General features: G+C 64.7%; 21 protein-coding genes. 9 read left to right on the forward strand and 12 right to left on the reverse strand.

Annotation, left to right across the window (positions count from 1 at the left end; genetic code table 11):
* Positions 1-25: 25 nt before the first annotated feature.
* Positions 26-913: an NAD(P)/FAD-dependent oxidoreductase gene (locus AC3A56_RS10820; RefSeq protein ID WP_487770333.1), complete on the reverse strand. Its 888-nt coding sequence runs from the start codon at positions 911-913 to the stop codon at positions 26-28.
* Positions 903-1,355 carry an Rrf2 family transcriptional regulator gene (locus tag AC3A56_RS10825; RefSeq protein ID WP_487770334.1) on the reverse strand — a complete coding sequence of 151 codons (453 nt, stop codon included), beginning with the start codon at positions 1,353-1,355 and terminating at the stop codon, positions 903-905. The genes AC3A56_RS10820 and AC3A56_RS10825 overlap by 11 nt, the downstream gene beginning before the upstream one ends.
* 50 nt (positions 1,356-1,405) lie before the next feature.
* Between AC3A56_RS10825 and AC3A56_RS10830 the strand changes: the two genes are divergently transcribed.
* A complete protein-coding gene (locus AC3A56_RS10830; RefSeq protein ID WP_487770335.1) occupies positions 1,406-2,083 on the forward strand; it encodes a class I SAM-dependent methyltransferase in 678 nt (225 codons plus the stop codon).
* A gap of 73 nt (positions 2,084-2,156) precedes the next feature.
* Here the strand turns inward: AC3A56_RS10830 and AC3A56_RS10835 are convergent, their stop codons facing one another.
* The gene (locus AC3A56_RS10835; protein WP_487770336.1) at positions 2,157-2,891 is read right to left on the reverse strand and encodes an SDR family NAD(P)-dependent oxidoreductase; all 735 of its coding nucleotides are present in this window, start codon (positions 2,889-2,891) and stop codon (positions 2,157-2,159) included.
* Between the two features lie 93 nt (positions 2,892-2,984).
* Positions 2,985-3,713 carry an NADPH-dependent F420 reductase gene (locus AC3A56_RS10840; RefSeq protein WP_487770337.1) on the reverse strand — a complete coding sequence of 243 codons (729 nt, stop codon included), beginning with the start codon at positions 3,711-3,713 and terminating at the stop codon, positions 2,985-2,987.
* 74 nt (positions 3,714-3,787) lie between these two features.
* Between AC3A56_RS10840 and AC3A56_RS10845 the strand changes: the two genes are divergently transcribed.
* The 4 genes from AC3A56_RS10845 to AC3A56_RS10860 all read left to right on the forward strand — a co-directional run bounded on the left by AC3A56_RS10845 (position 3,788) and on the right by AC3A56_RS10860 (position 9,051).
* Positions 3,788-4,678 (forward strand): LysR family transcriptional regulator, encoded by an 891-nt coding sequence (locus AC3A56_RS10845; RefSeq protein WP_487770338.1) that lies wholly within the window; start codon positions 3,788-3,790, stop codon positions 4,676-4,678.
* Between the two features lie 570 nt (positions 4,679-5,248).
* Positions 5,249-6,526, forward strand: coding sequence for a hypothetical protein (locus tag AC3A56_RS10850; RefSeq protein ID WP_487770339.1), 1,278 nt, complete (start codon positions 5,249-5,251; stop codon positions 6,524-6,526).
* A 133-nt stretch (positions 6,527-6,659) separates the two neighbouring features.
* Positions 6,660-8,618 carry an AAA family ATPase gene (locus AC3A56_RS10855; RefSeq protein ID WP_487770340.1) on the forward strand — a complete coding sequence of 653 codons (1,959 nt, stop codon included), beginning with the start codon at positions 6,660-6,662 and terminating at the stop codon, positions 8,616-8,618.
* Positions 8,619-8,676: 58 nt separating this feature from the next.
* Entirely contained in the window at positions 8,677-9,051 is a 375-nt protein-coding gene (locus AC3A56_RS10860; RefSeq protein WP_487770341.1) for a helix-turn-helix domain-containing transcriptional regulator, read from the forward strand.
* Here AC3A56_RS10860 and AC3A56_RS10865 read toward each other — a convergent pair.
* Together AC3A56_RS10865 and AC3A56_RS10870 are read right to left on the reverse strand one after the other, a co-directional pair.
* Positions 9,046-10,389 (reverse strand): hypothetical protein, encoded by a 1,344-nt coding sequence (locus tag AC3A56_RS10865; RefSeq protein WP_487770342.1) that lies wholly within the window; start codon positions 10,387-10,389, stop codon positions 9,046-9,048. The two genes, AC3A56_RS10860 and AC3A56_RS10865, sit on opposite strands and share 6 nt — an antisense overlap.
* A gap of 166 nt (positions 10,390-10,555) precedes the next feature.
* Complete coding sequence (locus AC3A56_RS10870; protein ID WP_487770343.1) at positions 10,556-11,776, reverse strand: epoxide hydrolase family protein; 1,221 nt, start codon at positions 11,774-11,776, stop codon at positions 10,556-10,558.
* 244 nt (positions 11,777-12,020) lie between these two features.
* Between AC3A56_RS10870 and AC3A56_RS10875 the strand changes: the two genes are divergently transcribed.
* Positions 12,021-13,538, forward strand: coding sequence for a serine hydrolase domain-containing protein (locus tag AC3A56_RS10875; RefSeq protein ID WP_487770344.1), 1,518 nt, complete (start codon positions 12,021-12,023; stop codon positions 13,536-13,538).
* A gap of 178 nt (positions 13,539-13,716) precedes the next feature.
* Here the strand turns inward: AC3A56_RS10875 and AC3A56_RS10880 are convergent, their stop codons facing one another.
* The 3 genes from AC3A56_RS10880 to AC3A56_RS10890 all read right to left on the reverse strand — a co-directional run bounded on the left by AC3A56_RS10880 (position 13,717) and on the right by AC3A56_RS10890 (position 16,474).
* The gene (locus AC3A56_RS10880; protein WP_056717785.1) at positions 13,717-14,022 is read right to left on the reverse strand and encodes an addiction module antidote protein; all 306 of its coding nucleotides are present in this window, start codon (positions 14,020-14,022) and stop codon (positions 13,717-13,719) included.
* Positions 14,019-14,321 carry a type II toxin-antitoxin system RelE/ParE family toxin gene (locus tag AC3A56_RS10885; protein WP_056717784.1) on the reverse strand — a complete coding sequence of 101 codons (303 nt, stop codon included), beginning with the start codon at positions 14,319-14,321 and terminating at the stop codon, positions 14,019-14,021. The genes AC3A56_RS10880 and AC3A56_RS10885 overlap by 4 nt, the downstream gene beginning before the upstream one ends.
* Before the next feature lie 98 nt (positions 14,322-14,419).
* Positions 14,420-16,474, reverse strand: a complete 2,055-nt coding sequence (locus tag AC3A56_RS10890; protein WP_487770345.1) for a TonB-dependent receptor plug domain-containing protein — start codon at positions 16,472-16,474, stop codon at positions 14,420-14,422.
* Positions 16,475-16,582: 108 nt separating this feature from the next.
* Between AC3A56_RS10890 and AC3A56_RS10895 the strand changes: the two genes are divergently transcribed.
* Genes AC3A56_RS10895 through AC3A56_RS10905 form a run of 3 tightly spaced genes read left to right on the forward strand, consistent with a single transcriptional unit; the run spans position 16,583 to position 18,935 of the window.
* Entirely contained in the window at positions 16,583-16,930 is a 348-nt protein-coding gene (locus tag AC3A56_RS10895; protein WP_056717782.1) for a PepSY domain-containing protein, read from the forward strand.
* Positions 16,930-17,592: a response regulator transcription factor gene (locus tag AC3A56_RS10900; RefSeq protein WP_056717781.1), complete on the forward strand. Its 663-nt coding sequence runs from the start codon at positions 16,930-16,932 to the stop codon at positions 17,590-17,592. The genes AC3A56_RS10895 and AC3A56_RS10900 overlap by 1 nt, the downstream gene beginning before the upstream one ends.
* Positions 17,589-18,935, forward strand: coding sequence for a sensor histidine kinase (locus tag AC3A56_RS10905; RefSeq protein WP_487770346.1), 1,347 nt, complete (start codon positions 17,589-17,591; stop codon positions 18,933-18,935). Before AC3A56_RS10900 ends, AC3A56_RS10905 begins: the two co-directional genes overlap by 4 nt.
* Positions 18,936-18,971: 36 nt before the next feature.
* Here the strand turns inward: AC3A56_RS10905 and AC3A56_RS10910 are convergent, their stop codons facing one another.
* The 3 genes from AC3A56_RS10910 to AC3A56_RS10920 form a co-directional block, all read right to left on the reverse strand.
* Positions 18,972-19,415 carry a hypothetical protein gene (locus tag AC3A56_RS10910; protein WP_487770347.1) on the reverse strand — a complete coding sequence of 148 codons (444 nt, stop codon included), beginning with the start codon at positions 19,413-19,415 and terminating at the stop codon, positions 18,972-18,974.
* Between the two features lie 135 nt (positions 19,416-19,550).
* On the reverse strand, positions 19,551-21,788 hold the full coding sequence (gene parC, locus AC3A56_RS10915) for a DNA topoisomerase IV subunit A (RefSeq protein ID WP_487770348.1): 2,238 nt from the start codon (positions 21,786-21,788) through the stop codon (positions 19,551-19,553).
* Positions 21,789-21,869: 81 nt separating this feature from the next.
* Positions 21,870-22,349, reverse strand: coding sequence for an Lrp/AsnC family transcriptional regulator (locus AC3A56_RS10920; protein WP_056717778.1), 480 nt, complete (start codon positions 22,347-22,349; stop codon positions 21,870-21,872).
* Between the last annotated feature and the right edge of the window lie 67 nt (positions 22,350-22,416).

Raw genomic sequence — 22,416 nt, forward strand, 5'->3', positions numbered from 1 at the left:
TCGCGGGCCAGGGTTCGGAAGTTAATTACGACCCAGGCCACACCAGCGACCGATGGATCTGCGCACCAGCCCAGGCGCCGTCACCCACTGCGAGCGAAACCGAGTGCGGGATCTTCGCGGCGTCACCGCAGGCGAACACGCCTGGCACGGTGGTCTCCTTGGTTTCTCCGGTCGATATCTGCAGGCCCATCGGCGTCTCGACCAGTTCGCAACCGAGCCGCACCGCGATCGGTGTCGAAGGCTCGTTCCGCGGCGCGGTGAACAGGCCGGCGAAGCTGATGCGTCGTCCGTCGGTGAGCACGATGTCGGCGTCTCCGTCGATGCGCTCGATTCGCGTCGTTTCGACCGTCACGCCGCGACGAGCCAGTTCTTCCGCGGCAGTCTCGTCGAGTTCGAACGTGCCGTTGGGGAAGAACGTGGTGCTTCCCCACTCCGGCAGCAACTGCGCCTGATGGATCGACATCGGGCCCGTGGCGATGACGCCGATGCGGCCCTGATCCAGTTCATAACCGTGGCAGTACGGGCAGTGGAAGATGCTCCTGCCCCAACGCTCGGCCAGGCCGGGGATCTCGGGCAGCCGATCCGACACGCCGATCGCCAGCAGCAAACGCCTGGCTGAATACGTGGTGCCGCCACAGGCCACCTGGAAGTCGTCCATCGCGCCGGTCGCCTGCTCGACTTCGCCGTCGAGCCAGGTCAGCGTGGGATACGCCTCGAGTTGCGTGCGGGCGACACGGGCCAGCTCGGCGGGATCGACGCCGTCCTGGCCCAGGAATCCGTGGGAATGACTGGCGCTGCGATTGCGCCGCTTGCCGCCGTCGATGATGAGTACGCTGCGGCGCGCCCGTAGCAGCTGCAGGGCCGCGGCCATGCCCGAGTAACTGCCGCCGATGATGATGACGTCATGCTTCATGCCGGTGCCTCGATCGATGGGCGCCATGGCGGCGCGCGAAATCCGCGGCCAGCGCGGCCAGGGTGACCGACTCGAACCGCTGCAACAGCAGTGCCTCGGCGTCGGCGAAAGCGGTGTCCAGCGCCGCATTGATCGCCTGCTCGACGAGGCATTCGGGATGTTCGTTCCGGTTGCCCACGGCGAACAGCGCGGGTTCGCCCAGCGCTTCATGCAACTGGCGCAGCGTGACCATGGCGAGATCCGCCGAGATGCGCCAGCCGCCGGCGTGTCCGCGATCCGCCGTGACCAGGCCAGCCTCCCGCAGCAGGCCCATGGTGCGGCGGACCACCACCGGATGCGTGCCCAGACACTGTGCCAGCGCATCGGATGTCATCGGCGTATCGCGCTCGGCCATGTGCAGCAAGGCGTGGAGTACGGCGGAAAGTCGGCTGTCTCGTTTCATGTAACAAACGATGTTACGTTAGTGCCTCCATGTCAAGCGGCGAAGGCCACATGTCTTCTTTCAACGATCCCCAGGCGGTGGCGCGATACACGGACGGGCCGCTGCGCCAGGTGCCCGGATTGCATGCGCTCCACCAGATGAGCGGGCTGCTCCTGCACGAGCACGTGCCGTCCGATGGGCGCGTGCTGGTGCTGGGCGCCGGTGGAGGCCTGGAGCTCAAGGCCTTTGCCGAAGCCCATCCGCAGTGGCGCCTGCTCGGCATCGACCCGTCGGCGCCGATGCTGGAATTGGCCGTCCAGACGCTGGGGCCGCTGGCGCCGCGGGTGGAGTTGCTGGAGGGCTACATCGATGCGGCTCCGGCCATCGAATTCGACGGCGCGGTTTGCCTGCTGACCATGCACTTCCTGTCCATCAGGGAACGCCTGCACACGCTGCGCGAGCTGAGGCGCCGGTTGAAACCCGGCGCCCCGCTGGTGATGGCCCATCACAGCGTTCCCGATGCACCGGACGAAAAGCTGCGCTGGCTACGGCGGCACGTGGCCTTCATGGCTTCCAACGGCATGCCGGTTGCGAACATGGCCACGACGATCGAAGCGATGGCCCGCCGCCTCCCGCTGCTTTCTCCCGAAGCCGAGGTCGACTTGCTGGAGCAGGCCGGCTTCGAGCGGCATGAGCTGTTCTATGCGGCTTTCACGTTCAAGGGATGGGTGGCGTATGCGGGTTTGTAGCTCGGCGCGGCCACCGGGCAATCGACAAGGCGCTCCGACCCATCGGAAGGAGCACCCGGCCATACGCAACGCGTCAGATCTGCGCGAGCCCGCCGTCGACGGCAAGCTCGCTGGCGGTCATGAAGCTGCTGTCCGATGACGCCAGAAAGGCGGCCGCCGCTCCGATCTCCGCCGGTTCGGCCATGCGCTGCAGCGGGTTCATCGAGGCGAACGCCTTCAGGCCTTCCTCGCCCACCGCGGCCTTCGCCAGTTCGGTTGCGGTCGGTCCGGGCGACAGCACGTTGACCCGGATGCCGGTGCCCTTCAGGTCCTCCGCAAAGGTCTTGGCGAGGTTGCGCACGGCGGCCTTGCTCGCGCTGTAGACGCCGAAGGCCGGGGCGCCGGTGGTGCCGGCGCTCGATCCGGTGAGGATGATCGAGCCGCCCGGGCCCATCAGCGGCAGCGCCTTCTGTACCGTGAAGATCGTGCCTTTCACGTTGGTGTCGAAGGTTTCGTCGATGTGCTCGGCGGTGATCTGCCCCAGCGGAAGCAGGCCGCCGGTCCCGGCGTTGGCGAACACGATATCGAGCGTTCCGCGTTCGGCCTTCACCGCCGCGTAAAGCCGGTCGAGGTCGGCCGGGTCGGATACCGAACCCTTCACCGCGCGGGCGTTGGGGCCGAGCTTGGTCACCGCGGCGTCGAGCGCTTCCTGCCGACGGCCGTAGATGAAGACGAAGGCGCCTTCCTCGATGAAGCGCTCTGCTGCCGCGAAGCCGATACCTGTAGCGCCGCCGGTGATGACGGCGGTCTTTCCATTCAACTTGCTCATGTCATGAATCCTTGGTGGGAGAGGTTGCCACTGCCGAAGCAGTGATGGGGATGGCGCGCCGATCGCGATCCTTGTCGCGATGGCCGTGCGCGTTCAGGGCTGCTGCTTGAACAGGTCCTGGAAAATCAGCGGGCCCCAGACGCGACCGCGTGCCTGCACCAGGGTGCCGCCCTCGTCGAACTTGCCGAGGTTGACGGGGGCGAAGCCGAGTCGCTTCGCAAGGTCCGCCACTTGCGCGGTGGCCGCTTCGTCGTCGCTCGACAGGAACACCACCCGGTGGCCGCCCTGGACCTTGGGGTCGGTGGCTAGGGTGCGCGACAGCAGGTGATTGAAGCCCTTGACGAACCTGGCGCCGGGGAACGACCTGGCGGCGAAGGCGGAAGAGGGGAGGTTGTCGAGCGTTTCGACCGGGTCATTCGTATTCATCGCGTCGATGATCGTCTTGCCCTTCCAGTCCGGAAGCAGCTTGCCGATGTCCTGATGTCCCTCGAACAGCACCGCCAGGATGATCACGTCCGCCTTGACCGCTTCCTGCAATGTCCTGGGGATGACCTTGGGCCCGATCGCCTGCGCCTGCGGCAACAGGGCTTCGGGCGGCCGCCGACTGGCAACCGTGACTTCGATGTCGTTGCGGGCGAACGCGCGGGCGAGGGCCTGGCCGATGGAACCGAAACCGATGATGGCGTAGCTCATGACATTGTCCTTTTCAGTATGGAGATGGAGTGGTCTGGCCCGAATGGCGCTTGCCTTGTCGCCGTCATCCCCGCGAAGGCGTGGATCCAGTGACTTGAGCGTGCCGAGCGATTCGAACCGGTTGCCCAACCAATCTGGGTCGCTTGACGCATCAACACAATTGACGAAACATCGCTCAATACGATCTATTTTCTGGATAGCTGATGCTCGACAACGTGACCATCAACCAGCTGCGCGCGTTCGTGGCGGTGTGCGACCAGGGCAGCTTCTCGGGCGCGGCGCGCAAGCTCGCGCGGGCGCAGTCGGCCATCAGCCACGCGATCAAGGCGCTGGAAAGCGCATTCGACGTCGAGCTGTTCGAGCGCAACACGCGCAAGGCGCAGCTCACCGCGGCGGGGCGCAGCCTCTTGCCGGACGCGCGGGCGGTGATCTCGCGCACGGAGGAAATGAAGAACCGCGCCGGCTCCATCGCCAAGGCCGGCGTGCCGCAGGTGTCGGTGGCGGTCGATGCCTACTTTTCGCGCGTCCACCTGATCGACTGCCTGCGCACACTGCAGGAAGAATGCCCCACCGCCGCGATCAACCTGCGCATCACCACCATGCAGGGCGGCGAAAAGCTGGTGCTGGAAAAAGTGTGCGCCCTGGCCGTCACCATCAACGACGTGCCGGAAGTGAACCCGCAAGCCATCGAACGCCACTGGTTGCGCGAGGAAGAGATGGTGACGGTCTGCGCGCCGACCTATCCGCTCGCCTCAACTCCCAAACCCATCCCCGTGGACGAGTTCGGCCGCTACACCCAGATCATCGTCACCGACAACCAGCCCGGCGCGGACAAGACCCAGGAGGGCGTTGCCGGCAAGCGCCAGTGGCTGGTCAATGATCTCGGTGCCAAGCGGGATTTGCTGAAAGCCGGCCTGGGGTGGGGGCACTTGCCGCGGCATCTTGTGGCTGAGGATCTGGTGAGCGGGGAGCTCGTCGAACTCGAGCGGCGCGCGTGGCATATCCGCTCGCTGACGTTCGTGGTTTCACAGCGGCGGGGGCATGATTTGTCGGCGTGTGAGGCGCGGCTGGTGGAGCTGCTGGGCGAAGCCTAGCTTCGTGCGAAGCGCACTTCAGCAGCATCGAGGCAACTCGATGCGTCGCGCACTTGTAGGAGCGCACCCTGTGCGCGATGCCTTTGCTCTTGCCCTGAGCATTTGTAGGAGCGGCTTCAGTCGCGACGCTTTTGCTCTTATGTGCGGCCCCAGAGCAAGAGCTTTCGTCTGCCTGCGGCAGCCGAGTTACTTTCTCTTTGCGTGGCCAAAGAGAAAGATAACCAAAGAGAAAGGCCACCCCGCTTGGCGCTTGCCGCCCATCCATGGGCGGCAAGTCCGTGAGTCGGGGCCGGGCTTTTCGACAGCACATCCCTGTGCTGGCGAAAAGGAGTCGACCTCCTGTCGACTCCCGCTACGCGGCCTGTCGACCCCGACTCACCGCCGCACAGGGGCTCCGGGTAGAGCAACGGGCCATCCTGGCCCGCACTCGGTGCGCAACCGCTTCGCAGTTGCGAGAGCTAACGGCTCTCGGCGTCGGATGGATGCTTCATCTCACTTGAAAGTGCACTCTGACGCGGGCTCTGAGATTGGTCTACGGTATATAGCCATGCCCCTCCACCTGTCGTCATCATGAATCCCGACCTCATAAAGGAACTTCAGGCCAGCTATGGGTTGGCGGGCCTGCGTCACGAAATGTCTCCCGGCGCCCAGGCTGCACTTGAATTCGCCAAGATGCGTCGTCAGTTGGCGATGCCCCAACATGACCTCCTTAAGCAACTGGATTTGATCAACGGACAAACAACGGCGCCTCGTGACGTGCTCCGTCAACACGCGGCATTACGCAGCGTGTCGCGATTGCAGGACATGCTGGGCACGAGCGCCAATGCCGCGATGGCGGAAGACCTGATGGCCACTTACCGCCGGCTCGAGCCATTACGCATGGCTCGCGAAGCTCTGGCGCAAACGGCCAACTTTGCAATCCCAGCGTCCAGTGCGCTCGCGGCCTACATCTCTGATTTTCAAGATCAACGATCGGACCCGTTGTCCCGCGTCAATGCCCTCTCTACAGCCTTGGCCAGCGTTCAACACCTCGCCAAGGATCTGCGCACGCCGTGGCTGGACCTCAATAATGCGAATAGCTCGATCGCCGGACTCTTCGAGCTGCAGCGCTTGGGGCACGCAGCAAGCATCCTCAACCCATTCGATCGCTCAACTTCCGAACGCATTCGCGAGATATTAGGAGATTGGCGGGAGGAGATCGAACCACCCGAAGCTGCATATCAGGATGCAGGTGATCGCGCCGATTTGTATGTTGATCGCGGCCTTGATCCTGAGATTATTGGCTTTCCGGAACCGGTTTTTGACCAGTTGACAGAGGCCACTGGCCTCACGATTGAAACGAAAGCTCTGTTCACGTTGTTTGACATGCCTTCCGAGATGCTTCCCGCGGTAGGTGACGAGTTCGCCCTTGGTCGGGCTCAGGTTGCCTATGGAGCACTGCTGCGGTTCGAGCTTTGCCTACGTCGGTTCATACATGCGGTCATGGTCAGAGAGTTCGGCGAGGACTGGCCCCGTCAGCGGCTACCTTCCGAGACCTATGAAGCATGGGGAAAAAAGAGGGCACAAGGCGACGTCGACGAACAGTCGGACTTGCCGCTCATTGATTTCGCTGACTTCAGTGACTACTTGAAAATCATCGACATGCGTGACAACTGGAACAAGGTGTTCAAATCCCTATTTCATCGCAAGGAGGATGTCTTGGAGTCACTCCGACGGTTGGGGCCACTCCGCATTGCCACCATGCACGCGCGCCCCATAGCCATTGGCAACGCAGACTTGGCGATGCTTTATTCTGAGACGTCGCGAATGTTTCGCGTGATGCGTGTCTACTTGGGCAGGCAAAGCTAACTGCGGATTCGGGCCATATTGAACAGCGTTTCCGGAAATGCTTTCGCACAAGCTGGTGTTGCCCAGTTGGATTGTCATTAGACTCACCCGTGACAAGTTAAAACGTCGACAACGACAAGGAAAGGAAACGACAATGCTTACCCTCGTCAAAGCACAGGTCTGGAAATACAAGTCCATTGAAGATTCGACGCCGGTAGCGGTGGCCGACGCCGTTACGGTTCTGGTCGGCAAGAACGAGTCCGGCAAGACGGCGTTTCTGGAAGCACTACACAAGGCCAAGCCGCTAGACGATATTGAATTTGATTACATCTCCGACTACCCACGCAAAGATCTGATCCGATATCGCCCGCAGCACGAAGCCAAGACCTATCAAAAGACGGTTGAACTGACCTTTCGTATCGAAAAGATGCTGGCCGACAGGATCAACAAAGAGGTCTTCGGTGGTGCAGAAGTCGTCTCCGCTGGTGACACATTTACGCGTGTGACTACGGTTGGTAACACGAACAGCATCGGGTTTCAGATCGATCAGAAGGCGGCCCTTGCAGCTCTACAAAAGCCTTTCGGCAACTTGGAACACAAAGACGAGGTCTTCGCTGGTGCAGCGTCACTGGCGGACGTGCTGACGAAGATCGAAGGGTTGGACTTGGGTGCCGATAGCAGGCTGGCCACGTTCGCATCGCAATGGCGCGCTCGGGCAATCAAGGACACAAGCTGGGACCTGGTCAAAGGCCACATCTGGACTACCTTCCTGCAACCGGTGCTTCCAAATTTTCTCTACTTCGACGACTACAAGCTTTTAGAGGGCAAGATCAACCTACCGTCATTACAAGCGCGAGAAACGCAGAAGCAACTGACGGATGCCGACGAGACGGCGCAAGGGCTGCTGCAACTTGCCGGCACAACACTGCCGGAGCTGATGAGCGACGAAGGCTATGAGACAGGGAAGGCCAAGCTCGAAGCCATCGGACTGAACATCACGCAGAAGGTTTTTGAGTTCTGGAAACAGAACCAAGATTTGGATGTGGAGTTCGATCTCAAGAGTGATGCCAAGGACGCGGCACCCTACAACAACGGCGTCAACCTCTACATTCGTATCAAGAATCGCCGACACGGGGTCACAGTGCCGTTCGACCAGCGTAGCAAAGGCTTCATCTGGTTCTTCAGCTTCCTTGTCTGGTTCGACGCAGTACAGTCGCGGGCGGAGACGAAGGATGACCTAATCCTGTTGCTGGACGAGCCCGGTCTGAGCCTGCACGCACTAGCTCAGGCCGACTTTTTGGCCTACATCCGTGATCTGTCAGACCATCACCAGATCATCTTCACTACACATTCGCCTTTCATGGTGGACAGCGCACGCCTTGAGGACGTGCGCGTGGTCGAGGATCGCGTCAAGGAAGGGACGAAGATTACAGGCGACCTAGCCGGTTCTTCTGACGAAAGTTTGTTCCCACTGCAAGCCGCACTCGGCTACTCCATAGCGCAGAACCTATTCATTGCCAAGAAGAACATCCTGGTCGAAGGCCCGGCCGACCTGATTCTGCTGCATCACATGAGCGCGATACTGGAAGCTGAAGGCAAGCAAGGCCTAGGCGACGCGATCTTGGTGCCGGTCGGCGGTTTAGACAAGCTGGCCACTTTCGTCGCACTACTCGGCTCGAACAAGCTTAAGCTCGTGGTGCTGCACGACCGCGCAGGCGCGCCGCCCCAAAAGCTGGAAGACTTGATTCGGCAAAAACTCATCGAGCGCAAACGAGTCCTCGATTTCTCCATGTTTCTTGACCCGCTTCCGAGCGAGGCTGACATGGAAGACTTACTGCCAGCGAACGCCTATATCACCGCGTTTAATCAAGCCTATGCCAAGGAACTGAATGGCAAGACGGTGAAGATTAGTGATCTCGGCACACATCCGCGCATGATCGAACGCATCAACCAATGGCTCAAGGCTAACGGGATCACACTCCTGAAGGACGGCGGTTTCAACCACTACCGTGTCGCGCAAGCCATCTTGTCGTCGCTTTCGGCGGCCTCGCTGAAGCCTGATGAAATGGCGCGCTTTGAACGGCTTTTCGAGCGTCTGAACACGGTGCTGTAGAAATTGATTAATGGGGGAAACCCGGGTCAGAAACCCGGGTCAGAGTCGACTTTTCAGCATGCCACTGACGAGAGACTTCCAGCCAACCGTGGTGGAGCGCGTGCGGCGCGAGCCGGCGTTTGCGCGGGCCTTGTTGGACGAGGCTGGGTCGTTGTTTCTCAATGGCGATCCGGCGATGGCTCGCGTGATTCTACGTGACCTGGTCAATGCCACCGTGGGCTTCGAAGGGCTGGCCGCGGCCACCGAGCGCCCCGGCAAGAGCCTGCATCGCATGCTGTCCGCCGCGGGTAACCCGAGCATGGACAACCAGGCCGCCATCTTCGATGTGCTGCGCCGGAACCATCAAGGTTCGCGCCGCCTGACTAAAGCAGGCAGAACGGGATTAATGGGTCAAGGCAACGCCTTGATAGGGGCGTGGCCAACCTGCCTATGAACCCGTGTCGACTGCCGGCAGCTGCCGCAGATAGAGATCTGCATTGATCGGGGCCTGGCTGGTCTGCAGCGCATCCAGCAGCGTGAGCTTGAAGTCATCACGCAACGCGTTGCGCTTGATGGAGGGAATGTAGGTCAGAGTGGAGGACAACCGCTTGCTGATCTGTACGGGCGCCAAGGTATCCCTGCTCGCCGAATACAGCAGCGCCTGGTACTCGATCCCGGTGGCTGAGCGGTAGTGGCCGAACAGGTAGGTCGTGTCGGGATCGGGCGTAGGCACGACCATGCCGATCATGAGCGGCTTGAGATCGGGCTTGCGTACTTCCAGAGTGCGCAGGTCCAGCAGAGCCAGACCGTTTTGTTGGCCCAGGTAGGTGCTGGTATCGGCATTGAGGTTGTTGCGCGACCAATGGCCGACAATCTGCGCAGGTTCGACCTCCGTGGCCAGCGTGGCCTTCCAGCCCTGTGCGTCCCGGTGTATGTCCAGCGCCGCGTGACGGGTGAAGCCGAGCAGCGCATAGCGACCGGGCACGGGCGTGGGAGCAAGCGCGTTTACTTGGTTCATGCTCGTGGGGATTCGACTTTCGCGGCCATTGAGCAGGTCCACAAACAACGGTGCGCGCTCGCCCTCGGGAACGTATACCGCACCGGCCTGACCGACCCAGAACAAGTGTTGGCTGCGCACGTGCTCAAGACGCAGCAGCGGCTTGCCGCGCTCCAGATCCACCACGACGACGGATTGGTCCTGGTTGAGGCTGAGCAGGCGCCCATTGTCGGAAATGTCGACCACGAAGGTGCGACCTTTGCGCGCGATCTTCTGCAGGCGCTCGCCGCTGCCGAGGTCGAACACCTCGTGCTGCGTGCTGGTGTGCAGGATTGCGATGCCGGCGTGGCGGGCGAAGCTGCCTTCGGAAATCCGCTCACTGGCGACCAGGTAGGGTGCGGGCTGCGCCGGGATCGGGCGCAGCGGCGGTGCGGCCAGCAACAGGCCGGCGTGACGCAGGCCGATCCACTGGGTCAGCGAACGGTCGAACTTCTCGAAGCAGGTCGTATCGGTCAACTGGGCGCGAACGTGCTTTTCGCTCTGCAGCCACGAAGGCGAATAGCCGTGCGCGCACTCAAGCGCGCGCATCTTGAGCCGGGCATGGAATGCGTCGTCGATGCGTCCGGCATCGAAGGATTGGGCATGGGCAAATTCGTCGAAGGCCTGCTTGGCGTCGACCGATTCCATGGCCACTGGCACGGCGGAGTTGATGCGATCTTCGGGTGCAGCGAACCGCTGGCAGGCCGTGGTGGCACACAACAGGCACGCCAGTGCCACGAATCGCATTCCGTTCAAGTCGCTTCCCCTGTTGCCATGATCCGACGCGAAAGATTAGCAGCAGATCAATAGGGGCACGAACCAAAATAAAGGGGTCGGGTTCATTTACCAGCGCAGAAAAATGAACCTGAATAGTCATGCTGCCGCCCCCCGTGCTTGGCGGTACGTTGGAACTACCACGGTTTCAACGTCGCCCAGCGACAGGAGGCAGCCATGTCACTTTACGCAGCCATCGATCGGCATTCCAGCGGAGGCTTCTCAGGCCGGTACGGATTTCGCTGACCAGGATCTCGGGCTGTTCGAAGGCGGCGTAGTGTCCGCCCTTGTCGGCCTCGCCGTAGTGGATCAAGTGGGTGTAGGTGTCTTCGATCCAGCTTCGGGGCAGGCGCGGGATGTCGCGGGGGAACACGGTCACCGCGACCGGCAGCGTCAGTTTGGGGCCGGCCATGCTGCCGGCCTTGTTCTCCCAGTAGATGCGCGCGGACGACGCGGCCGTGTTCGTGAACCAGTAGAGCGATATCGCGTCCAGGATCTCATCGATGCCGAGGGCGTCCTCGGCGAATCCGTGGTTGTCGGTCTTGGCTTGGAACTTGTCGTAGATCCAGGCCGCCTGGCCCGCCGGCGAGTCCGCCAGGGCGAATCCGATGGTCGCCGGCTTCGTGCCCTGAAGGTGATTTGCGCCACCCATGTCGCCGTTGTACAGGGCCAGGCTGTCCACGGCGTATTGCTCTTCGGGTGACAGCGTGTCGGGTATCTGCGCGGGAAAGGCGTACTGGCTGTTCAAGTGGATGCCGAGCAGCCCGTCGGGCCGCATGGCCCCTAGGGCAGAGGTGACGACGGCACCCCAATCACCGCCTTGCGCGGCCCATTTCGCATAGCCAAGACGCTTCATGAGTTCCACCCACGCGGCGGCGATACGCGAGACCGTCCAGCCCGCTTCGGCCGGCTTTTGGGAAAACCCGAAGCCGGGCAGTGACGGGATGACGACGTCGAATGCATCGTCGACGCTTCCGCCGAACGCCTCCGGATCGGTCAGTGGACCAATCACTTTCAGGAACTCGACGATCGAGCCGGGCCACCCGTGCGTCAGGATGAGCGGCATCGCATTCGGGCTTTTCGACTTGACGTGGATGAAGTGAATATCCAGCCCGTCGATCGCGGTCAGGAATTGGGGGAAACGATTGAGCTCGGATTCGAATCGGCGCCAGTCGTACTCGTGCTCCCAGTAGTCGATGAGGGATTTTGCATGGTCCAGGCGGACACCTTGCGACCAGTCGGCGACGGTTTCCGGAGCCGGCCAACGCGTTCTGGCCAGTCGTTGCTTCAAGTCGCTGATCTCGGCATCCGGGATCGCGACGGTGAATGGACGGACGAGAGGTGAGGGGGCGGGCGTCGATGCGGTCATTGCCTGTACTCCTGAGCGTTTGCCTCGCTGGACAGCGCAACGCTACGCACTGCACACGGACGTACAAGCTACTCCGTTGCAAAACGGAGCAGGGTTCACTGCCAGCCGAACCTGGAGGAACCTGACCCCGCTCTTGCCGACAGCCATGCAAGGTCGGATTCAAGCAGCGTGCCGCCAGGAAAATGCAACTGCCTTGTCGCAAGACGTATCCATGGCATTGACTTCGCTCACACAGGTTCCTGCCATGCTTCGTCCAGTCACAGCCTTCATGATCGTTTTGGGATCTGCGCTTGCCCATCCCGTTCTGGCAACGCAGGGGACCGTTGCGCCGGTCAAGGTCTCGACCGAGTTGACCGACCCCATCCAGCAGGCCGTCGACAAGTTGCAGGCCGTGCCTGGCGCATACCCTGCGGTTTCCGCGGTGATCGTGCAGGGCAACGCGGCGCCCTGGATACATATCCGTGGCCGGCTGAAGGCGGATCAGGCTGCCGAGGCCGACGCCGACACGCTGTTCTACATGGCCTCGCAGACCAAGTCGTTCATGGGCCTGCTCGGAGCGGTGCTCGACCGGAAGGGCGTACTGCCACTCGACACCACGCTGTCCGGGATCTGGCCGCAGCTGCGTCTGCCGGCACCGGCAGACCCGCACCGCATCACCATGGCCGATCTTCTGTCGCACCAGGAGGGGCTGACCACCGACACGCTCAACAACGTCACGGCCTACGTGCGCGATATTCCGGCCGCGGAGTATCCGCACTGGCTGGAAACCGAAACCAGTACACGCGACCCGGGCTTCCGTTACGCCAATCTGGGTGACCTGATCTATGGCGCGGCACTCGAAACGCGTACCGGCCGCAACTGGCACGATTGGCTGGACGCGGAAGTGTTGCAGCCACTGCGGCTGGACCACGGCATCACCTCGCGACCATCGCGCATGTCGCCCGGACGCTTCGCATGGAACCATCAGTGGGATGGAAAGGCGTGGCACGCGCTTGCGCCCAAGCCGGACGCGTTGATGCACGCCGCGGGTGGCCTGTTCGCGTCCGGAAAAGCCATGGCGACCTGGATGCAGGCGAACCTGGGGTCCGCCGGCGCCGGTGGGGCGCTTGAGCCCTCCGATTTCGCGCGCGCCCAGCAACCCGTCGCCGTCGCGCACATGTCCGATGGCCAGATCAACTGCGACGGTTACAGCCTGGGCTGGTACAGCTGCAGCTACAAGGGCCAGCAGGCGTTGATGCACCCGGGCAGCTACGTGGGCACGGTTTCCGTCACGGTACTGGTGCCATCCGCGCATGCCGGCCTTGCGCTGGTGGTGAACAGCGATAGCGCGATGGAAGGCTTTGAGCTCGAGGTCATGAAGGCGTTCATCGGCCTGGCCACGGGGCAGGATGGAGAAGCCGCGCGGCTCGATGCGGTGGTGGCGGCTTTTCCGTCACGTCTGGCCAAGACCGTCGATAAACGCGCACGCGCCATGGCCGGATCGCGTGCCGATCCGTCCTGGGGAGGCTGGTCGTGGACGCCCGGCAAGGAAGAACTGGAAGCCTGCAGTGGAACCTTCCGCAACGCCTTGTTCGGCCCGATGATCGTGGGCACGGCGTCCGGCGAAGTGACGGCCGACATCGGCGCACGGCACCTCGTTCTGAAGCCGGCCCGGCCCGGGCTCTTCGCGGCGACCGACGGGACGCTGGAGCCGGCGGAGCCGGTCACCTGCCATCCCGACGACGGCACGATCGAATGGCGACACCGCGTCTTCCGGCGCTGACGGATATCGCCATGTCAATCACGAACACCCGCGGTTCGACAGCCTGCACGTGCAGGCTGCGGCCAAGGTGGCCATCGCGGTGTTGCGGATGGAGATGGGCAAGATCTCCAGCGTGAGTGGTTCGACGGCATCGGCGAATACCGCCATCGACTGGGCCCGGGCTACCGATTGTCCGGGATCAATCGTGATCCGGCACCAAGGCCAGCCGATACCCCAGCGCCTTGGCGACTTTCATCGTATTGGCCAGACTGGGGTTGCCCTCGCCCGACAACGCCTTGTAGAGACCCGCACGGGTCATGCCGGTGGCTTCGGCCAGCTGGCTCATGTTCCGTGCACGTGCCACCGTACCCAGGGCTTTGAGCATGAAGGCCGCATCGTTGGGCGCTTCCTCTGCGCAGGCTTCGAGATAGGCCGCGATGTCGGCCTCGGTCTTCAGGTAATCGGCGGTGTCGTAACGGGAAAAATTCTCTCGTACACCTTTCATGATTCGCGCTCCCAATCGGATGCAATGCGTCGGGCCGTCTGGATGTCCGCGTGCTGGGTGCGCTTGTCACCACCTGCCAGGACCACGACAAGTACCGAGCCGCGCTGGATGAAGTACACCCGATAGCCGGGTCCGTAGTCGATCCGCAATTCGCTGATGCCATGGCCAACCGGTTTGACATCACCGAAGTTCCCATAAGCCACGCGATCCAGTCGCGCCGCGATGCGAGCCCTGGCCCGAGCATCGCGTAGGCCCCGAAGCCAAGTGTCGAAGGTGGCGGACTTGACCAGTTCGAACATGGCTCAAGTGTAAACTGTGGTTTTCACTCGGTCAACGAGAAGGATGGGCGAGTGCACTTCCCAGTGGGTTGAAAACAGGCCCCCGGAATCGCGTGCCCCTAACCCCCCACACTCCGCCGAAACGTCAAACTCACAAACCCCGGTGATCGCCTCCGCCTCCGCTCGATCTCCTCCAGCGGTTCGATCGAGCGCGGCCCGTCGTACTTTTCCCGCGTCTCCCTGAACCCGCGCCCGAACAGATCGGTCGCCTCGGCGCGCACGCGCCACTGCGTGCCCAGTTCGCGTTCGACGAACACGGTCCAACCCATGCCTTCGGATTCGCGCTTGATCTCGTCGTAGCGGTATTCGGTCTTGCGTTCGGCGATGTGTTCGAGTTCGATGCCCCAGTGGGTGCGCAGAGTGGGCAGGTCCTGGGTGAGTTCGATGCTGCCTTCGACGGGCTTTTCTTCGGAGATGGGGCGGGGGCGGCCGGTGGTGGGGTCGGTGACGCGGCTGCGGCGCCATTGCATCGATGAGGTGAGGCGGCCGCCTTGGAAGCCGATGCCGTCGAGCGGCAGCGAGACGTCCAGCGCCAGGGTGTCGCGACGGCCGTCGCCGATGTTGCCGGGGGCGTCGAAGATGTCGTCGTCGGTGATCACCAGTACGCGGTCGACCACGTCGCTGATGCGCTCGTGGGTCCAGCTCGCGGTGAAGGCGGCGTCGCGCCAGAGCTGGTGTTCCCAGGTGAGGGCGCTGCGCCAGGTGCGGTCGGGTTTCAGTTCGGCGTTGCCGGCGCTGATGCGGTCGGTTTCCAGCGAGGCGGAGGCGACGAAGTCCTCGAAGTCGAGCTGGCCGACTTCGCGCGACAGCGCCAGGCGCAGCTGGTCGTTGGCGTCCACGTCCCATTGCACGGACAGGCGCGGCTTGGGGTAGCTGAAGTGGCGCTGGCGCGGCGAGTCGCCGGTTTGTGCGATGGTGGATTGCTCCAGCCGCAGGTCGGCGTCGAGCATCCAGCCCGGCGCGGGTTTCCAGGTGGCGCCGGCGGCGGCTTCGCTGCGGCGCTCCTCGATCTGCACGTCGGAGCCGGGCAGGGCGATGTCGACGCCGTCCTGCTGCAGGTGGGTGCTGCTGCGCAGGGTGTTGCGCGCGCCTTCGAACGAGCCGTTGAAGCTGAGCGCATCGGACCAGGCGTGGGTGAGGTCGATGCGGCCGATGCTTTCACCGGTGCGGGTGTGCTCGTCGAAGGTTTCGTCTTCGTCGTCTTCGTGCGAGCGCTCGCGATCGTCCAGCCAGGCCTGGTGGCGGGTGGCCATCAGTTCCAGCCGCGTGCGTTCGCCGAACTCGCGCACGTAGCGGGCGCCGGCTTCGGCTTCGTCGGTGTTCTCGTCTTCGTGCACGCGCTCGCTGCCATCGTCAGGCGCCAGCGCGTCGATGCGGGTGTCGGTGCGCGCGCGTTCGCCGCGGGCGGCGCCGGTGAGGGTGAGTTGGCCGCCGGCCAGCGGTTGGCGCCAGCTGGCGCTGGCTTCGGCCTTGTTCTTGATGGTGCGGGTGTCCAGCCGCTCGCGCTGCTGCCGCGTGCCGTCGGGCGAGAAGGTGTCGATGTGGCCGCGGCCGCTGTCGTCGTCCAGTTCGGGATCGAGCTTCGCGGCCAGCTCCAGCGCGTGGCCGTCCCAGCGGCGGCCGTATTCCCACTGGCCTTTCGGGGCGAGCCAGCCGTCGGTGGCGGCCATCATGCCGGCCTCGATGGCGGACTGGCTGGTGGCTTCGTGCCGGCGCACCACGTTGGCGAGCAGGGCGTAGCCGGCCATGTCGATGCCGGGCACGCCGCCGCGGATCAGTTCGATGCGCGCCACCGCGCTGGCCGGGATGCGCTTGAGCAGGGTCTTGGCGTCCTCGTGCTTGCTGGTGGGGCGCGCGCCGTCGATCAGCACGTTGCCGCGGGCGCCGGCATAGCCGCGCACGTCCTCGTCGGCATCCACGGTGACGAAGCCGGGCAGGCGCGAGAGCATGTCCCACGCATTGGCCGGCGCGTTGTCGGCGAAGTCGGCGGGCGAATAGACGCTGACGTCGCCGCCGCGCGTGGCCGGCGATTGCTGCGCCTGGGCGCGGGCGGCGATCGACAGCCCGGCGATGGCGGCCAGGACGAACCAGCTTGCACGCGAAGCGATGGACATGGAGACTTCAATCCGCAGGAGTTTCCCGCAGTCTGTGCCGGCGTCGCTGACATCCGCGCCACGCCCGATGTCAGCTTGTTGTCAGCGCGGTTGTCGCAGGATCTGCCCATGAAAAATCTCCGCACCTACCGCCGCCTCGCGCTTCCCTTCTCGCTGGCCATCGCGCTGTTCGCGGTGTCGGCGCTGGTCGTGTCGCCGCGCGCGATGGCCGATCACCACGACCACGACGATCACATCGAGGCCCGCGCGCTGCTGCAGCGGGGCGAGATCCTGCCGCTCAGCCGCATCCTGGTCATCGTGCAGCAGCAGGTGGCGGGCGACGTGATCGAGGTGGAGCTGGACAACGGCAAGCACGGCTGGGAGTACGAGGTGAAGGTGCTCACCGCCGACGGCCGCGTGCGCGAGGTGAAGTTGAACGCGGGCAACGGCACGGTTCGCGAGATCGAGGACGACTGATGCGCTGTCTCGTCGTCGAGGACGATCCCGACATCCAGACCGACCTGGCGCGTGCACTCGAGGCGGCCGGCTTCACCGTCGACCGCGCCGGCGATGGCGAGAGCGCGTGGTATCGGGGCGACGTGGAGGATTACGACGCGGCGGTGCTGGATCTGGGCCTGCCGCAACTGGATGGCCTGTCGGTGCTGCGGCGCTGGCGCGCGGCCGGCCGCGCGTTCCCGGTGATTGTGGTGTCCGCCCGCGGCGACTGGACCGAGAAGGTCGAGGGCATCGAGGCCGGCGCCGACGACTACATGGCCAAGCCGTTCGAGATGGGCGAGCTGATCGCGCGGGTGCGCGCGCTGGTGCGACGCGGGGCGGGTCGGCTTTCCAGCGTCATCGTGATCGGCCGGCTGCGGCTGGACACCACGCGGATGAGCGCCACCTTCGACGGTGCGCCGGCGCGGTTGTCGCCGCTGGAATTCCGCCTGCTGGATTACCTCTCGCACCAGGACGGCCGCGCGGTGTCCGCCGGCGAACTGGCCGAGCATCTGTACGGCGCAGCCGAGGACGGCGACACCAACGCGATCGAGGCGATCGTGGCGCGGCTGCGGCGCAAGTTCGGCGCCGACCTCATCGCCACCCGCCGCGGCTTCGGTTATCTGCTGGAGACCAGCGCGTGATCACCCGCTCGCTGCACTGGCGCCTGTTGGCCGGTGCGATGGCGGCGATCCTGCTGGCGCTGGCGGTGGCCTGGCTGTTCATGACGCTGCTGTTCGAGCGCCACCTGGAACGTCGACTGCAGGCGGAGATGACACGCGACGGCCTGCGCCTGGTCGCGGGACTGTTGATCGAGCGCGATGGCGCGCCACGGATCGAGCGGCCGCCGGTGGATTCGCGGCTGGAGACGCCGGCCGGCGGCTATTACTGGGAGATCACCGCGGCGGGCGGCACGCTGCGCTCGCGCTCGCTGTGGGACGCGGACCTGCGTCGCCCGGTTCCGGCCACCGCGAACTGGCGCATGCAACGCGTCGATGGCCCCTACGGACAGCCGGTGGCGCTGCTCGAACGGCGCATCGAGCTGGCCGACCACGCTGCCCCGGTGCTGATCCAGCTGGCCCAGGACAGTGCGCCGCTGCTGTCCGCGCGCGCCGAGTTCGGGCGCGAGCTGGCGATCTTTCTCGGCCTGTTGTGGCTGGTGCTGTCCGCCGCCGCGTGGCTGCAGGTGCAGCTGGGCCTGCGGCCGCTGGGCCGCGTGCGACATGCATTGGCCGCGTTGCGCGACAGTGCCAGCGCGCGCCTGCCCGAATCCCACCTGCGCGAGGTGCAGCCGCTGCTGGACTCGATCAACGCCCTGGCCGACGCGCGCGAACACGACCTGGTGGTGGCGCGCCAGCGCGCGGCCGACCTGGCGCACGGGCTGAAGACGCCGCTGTCGGCGATGGCGGCGCAGAGCCGGCGCGCGCGCGAGGCGGGCGCGGAGCAGGCCGCCGAAGGACTGGATCGCGCGATCGCCGCGATGCGCCGGGCGGTCGAGGCCGAGCTGGCGCGGGCGCGCATCGCGGTGATCCGTCGCCAGCCCGGTGGCGATGCCGCCGTGCGCGACACGGTCGAGCGCCTGCTTACCGTGCTGGAGCAGACCGATCGCGGCGGCGAGCTGGCCTTCACCCTGGACATCCCCGCCAGCCTGCGTTTGGCGATCCAGCCCGATGACTTGTCCGAGATCCTCGGCGCGGTGCTGGAAAACGCGGTGCGTTACGCCCGCCGCCAGGTGCGCGTCGGCGCGGCGGCCGGACCGGAATGGGCGCGCGTGAGCATCGAGGACGACGGTCCCGGCATCGCCGCCGAACACGCGCGCGATGCGCTGGCGCGCGGCGGGCGGCTGGACGAGGCGAACGAGGGCAGTGGCCTGGGCCTGGCGATCGCCCGCGAACTGGCCGAGGCGACCGGCGGCACGATCGCGATGTCGCGATCGGCGCTGGGCGGGTTGAAGGTGGATTTCTGCTGGGGGCCGGGGGTGGAGTGAGGTGGCTGCGCGATCGCGGCGCCGACCCTCAACGCATCAATGCCCGCGCCCGTGGAAGTTGCCGGTGCCCCCGCCGACCGAGATGCTGACGCCGCCGCTGGGATGGTCGCAGCTGCCGAAGGCCTTGCTGAGGTTCACCGTGCCGGTCTGGTAATTGCCGCTGACGTGGTTGCCGCCGACCACGCCCATGCCGACGCTGCCGTGCACTTGCGGCCGGTTGTAGCTGTAATCGTCGCAATCGGAATCGGAATCGGTGTCGCTGGCGCTGGTGACTTCGGTGTTGCCCATGCGTCCGCTGGTGTCGCCGTAGTAGACGCCGGGCGCGCTGGTGGCGGAGGCCGGCCTGGCGACGGTGCTGCTGGCTGCGGGAATGTCGGCGGGCGCCAGCTTGAGGTTCAGCGGCCTGGCCGGCGTCTGCGCCCAGGCCGTGGTGGTCAGCAGGGCGGCGAACAGGGCAGGGAGGATGCGTTGCATGGTCATGCTTACTCCGGTGGTCACGTGTTCAACGCGCGGGGCCGCGTTGGCGTGCACATCCCTGTTGGAACGGTTGTGCGGCGACAAGTTCCTGGACTCGCTCCGCAGGGCGGGCACTGCCCGCCCTGCGCCCTGCCGTGCTCAACCGGTGGTTTCGATCCGTTCGACGCGGCGCAAACCGCGCGGCAGCAGGTTGCCCCGGGTGGCGCGGTTGCCGCCGTATTCGACCAGGTCGGCCCACTTCAGGGTGAGCTTGCGCGCACCGGCGTACATGGTGACTTCGCCCTTTCCTTCGGCGACCACGGCCACGCCGGCCACGCGTTCGCCTTCGGCCAGCTGCTTCTTCGGGATCTCGATCAGCTTGTTGCCCTTGCCCTTGTCCAGTTCCGGCAGCTCGGCCACCGAGAACATCAGCAGGTGGCCTTCGCTGGTGACCACCACGATGCGGTCCCGCGCCGGGTCGGCGCTGACCTGCGGCGCCAGCACTTTCGCGCCGTCGCTGAGCGAGATGATCTGCTTGCCGGCCTTGTTGCGGCCGGTGAGCGATTCGAAGCGGTTGACGAAGCCGTAGCCGAAGTCGGTGGCGAGGATCAGCCGGGTGTCGTTGTCGCCGGCGATCACCGCGTCGAAACTGGCGCCGCCGGCGGGACTGAAGCGGCCGGTGAGCGGCTCGCCGTTGCCGCGCGCCGAGGGCAGCGTGTGCGCGGGCGTGGAGTAGGCGCGGCCGGTGGAGTCGATGAAGGCGACCTGCTGGGTGGTGCGCGCTTTCACCGCGGCGAGCAGGCCGTCGCCTTCGCGGTAGTTCAGCGCCTCGGCGTCGATGTCGTGGCCCTTCGCCGCGCGGGCCCAGCCCTTCTGCGAGAGCACCACGGTAACCGGTTCGCTGGCTACCAGTGCGCTTTCGTCCAGCGCCTGGGCCACTTCGCGTTCGACCAGCGGCGAACGGCGCGCGTCGCCGAATTTCTCGGCGTCGGCGCGCAGCTCGTCCTTGATCAGGCCCTTCAATTTGGCCGGCGATTTCAGCAGCACGTTGATGCGGGCGCGCTCCTCTTCGAGCTGGTCGCGCTCGGCGTTGATCTTCATTTCCTCGAGGCGAGCCAGCTGGCGCAGGCGGGTTTCGAGGATGTAGTCGGTCTGCTCCTCGCTGAGCCGGAAGCGCGCCATCAGCACGGGCTTGGGCTCGTCCTCCGTGCGCACGATGCGGATCACTTCATCGAGGTTGAGGTAGGCGGTGTGCAGGCCTTCGAGCAGGTGCAGGCGGCGGTCGACCTTGGCCAGGCGGTGCTCCAGCCGGCGGGTGACCGTGCTGGTGCGGAAGCTCAGCCACTCGGTGAGGATACGCTTGAGATCCTTCACCTGCGGGCGGCCATCGAGGCCGATCATGTTGAGGTTGACGCGGAAGCTCTTTTCCATGTCCGTGGTGGCGAACAGGTGCTGCATCGTCTCGTCGGCGTCGACGCGATTCGAGCGCGGCACGATCACCAGGCGGATCGGATTTTCGTGATCGGACTCGTCGCGCAGGTCCTCGATCATCGGCAGCTTCTTCGCGCGCATCTGCGCGGCGATCTGTTCGAGGATCTTCGACGGGCTGACCTGGTGCGGCAGCGCGGTGATCACGATGTTGCCTTCCTCGCGCTGGTACACCGCGCGGGCGCGCACCGAGCCGCCGCCAGTCTGGTAGATCGACAGCAGGTCCGCGCGTGGGGTGATGATCTCGGCCTCGGTCGGGTAGTCCGGGCCCAGCACGTGTTCGCACAGCTGGGCGACGGTGGCGTCCGGCTCGTCCAGCAGGCGGATGCAGGCGGTGACCAGCTCGCGCAGGTTGTGCGGCGGGATGTCGGTGGCCATGCCCACCGCGATGCCCATCGAGCCGTTCAGCAGCACGTGCGGCACGCGCGCCGGCAGCCAGCCCGGCTCTTCCAGGGTGCCGTCGAAGTTCGGCACCCAGTCGACCGTGCCGTGGCCCAGTTCGCCCAGCAAGGCCTCGGCGATCGGGCTGAGTTTGGATTCGGTGTAGCGCATCGCCGCGAAGCTCTTCGGGTCGTCCGGCGAGCCGAAGTTGCCCTGGCCATCGACCAGCGGGTAGCGGTACGAGAACGGTTGCGCCATCAGCACCATCGCTTCGTAGCTGGAGCTGTCGCCGTGCGGATGGAACTTGCCGATCACGTCGCCGATGGTGCGGGCGGATTTCTTCGGCTTGGCGGTGGCGCTCAGGCCCAGCTCGCTCATCGCATAGATGATGCGCCGCTGCACCGGCTTCAGCCCGTCGCCCACGAAGGGCAGGGCGCGGTCCAGCACCACGTACATCGAGTAATCGAGATAGGCCCGCTCGGCGTATTCCTTGAGCGGGATCTGTTCGTAATTGGCTTGCAGGTTCATGGGTTACATCTTGGAAAGTGGCGCGCGCGGCGCGGATAACCGGTCGATGGTGCCAGAAAGTGGCAACCTCTTGTAGCGCGTCTACGGATTGCTGCCGCCATTGCCCGGCAGCGGCGGCGCGCGCAGCGGCACCGGGGTGGACTGCACGATCGAGGTGGTGGTCTGGCCGTAGCGCAGGAAGCGGTCGAGGATCAGGTCGAGATTTTCCAGCGCGTCCAGGTACACCTTGATGATGAAGCAGTCCTCGCCGGTGACGCGGTGGCACTCGACCACCTGCGGCATCTTCTGCGCGAGTTCGGCGATCTTCGACAGCTGCCCGGGTATCGGGCGCACGCGCACATACGCGGTGATCGGCCAGCCCAGCGCCTTGGGTTCCAGCTCGATCCGGTAGCCGCGGATCACGCCGGTTTCCTCCAGCCGGGTGAGGCGCTCCTTCACTGCCGGCGCGGACATGCCTATGCGACTGGCGAGCTTGCTGACCGGCTGGCGCGGGTCTTCCTGCAGCGCCTTCAGCAATTCGATGTTGCGGGGGTCGGAGACGAGGCTGGAAATCTGAGGCATATCGTTCACTTTTACTGCGATAGTTGAAAAATTGACGGACGTATCCTTGGATTGTGGATGGATCATG

It is taken from the genome of Rhodanobacter sp. Soil_C_14 (assembly GCF_057657335.1).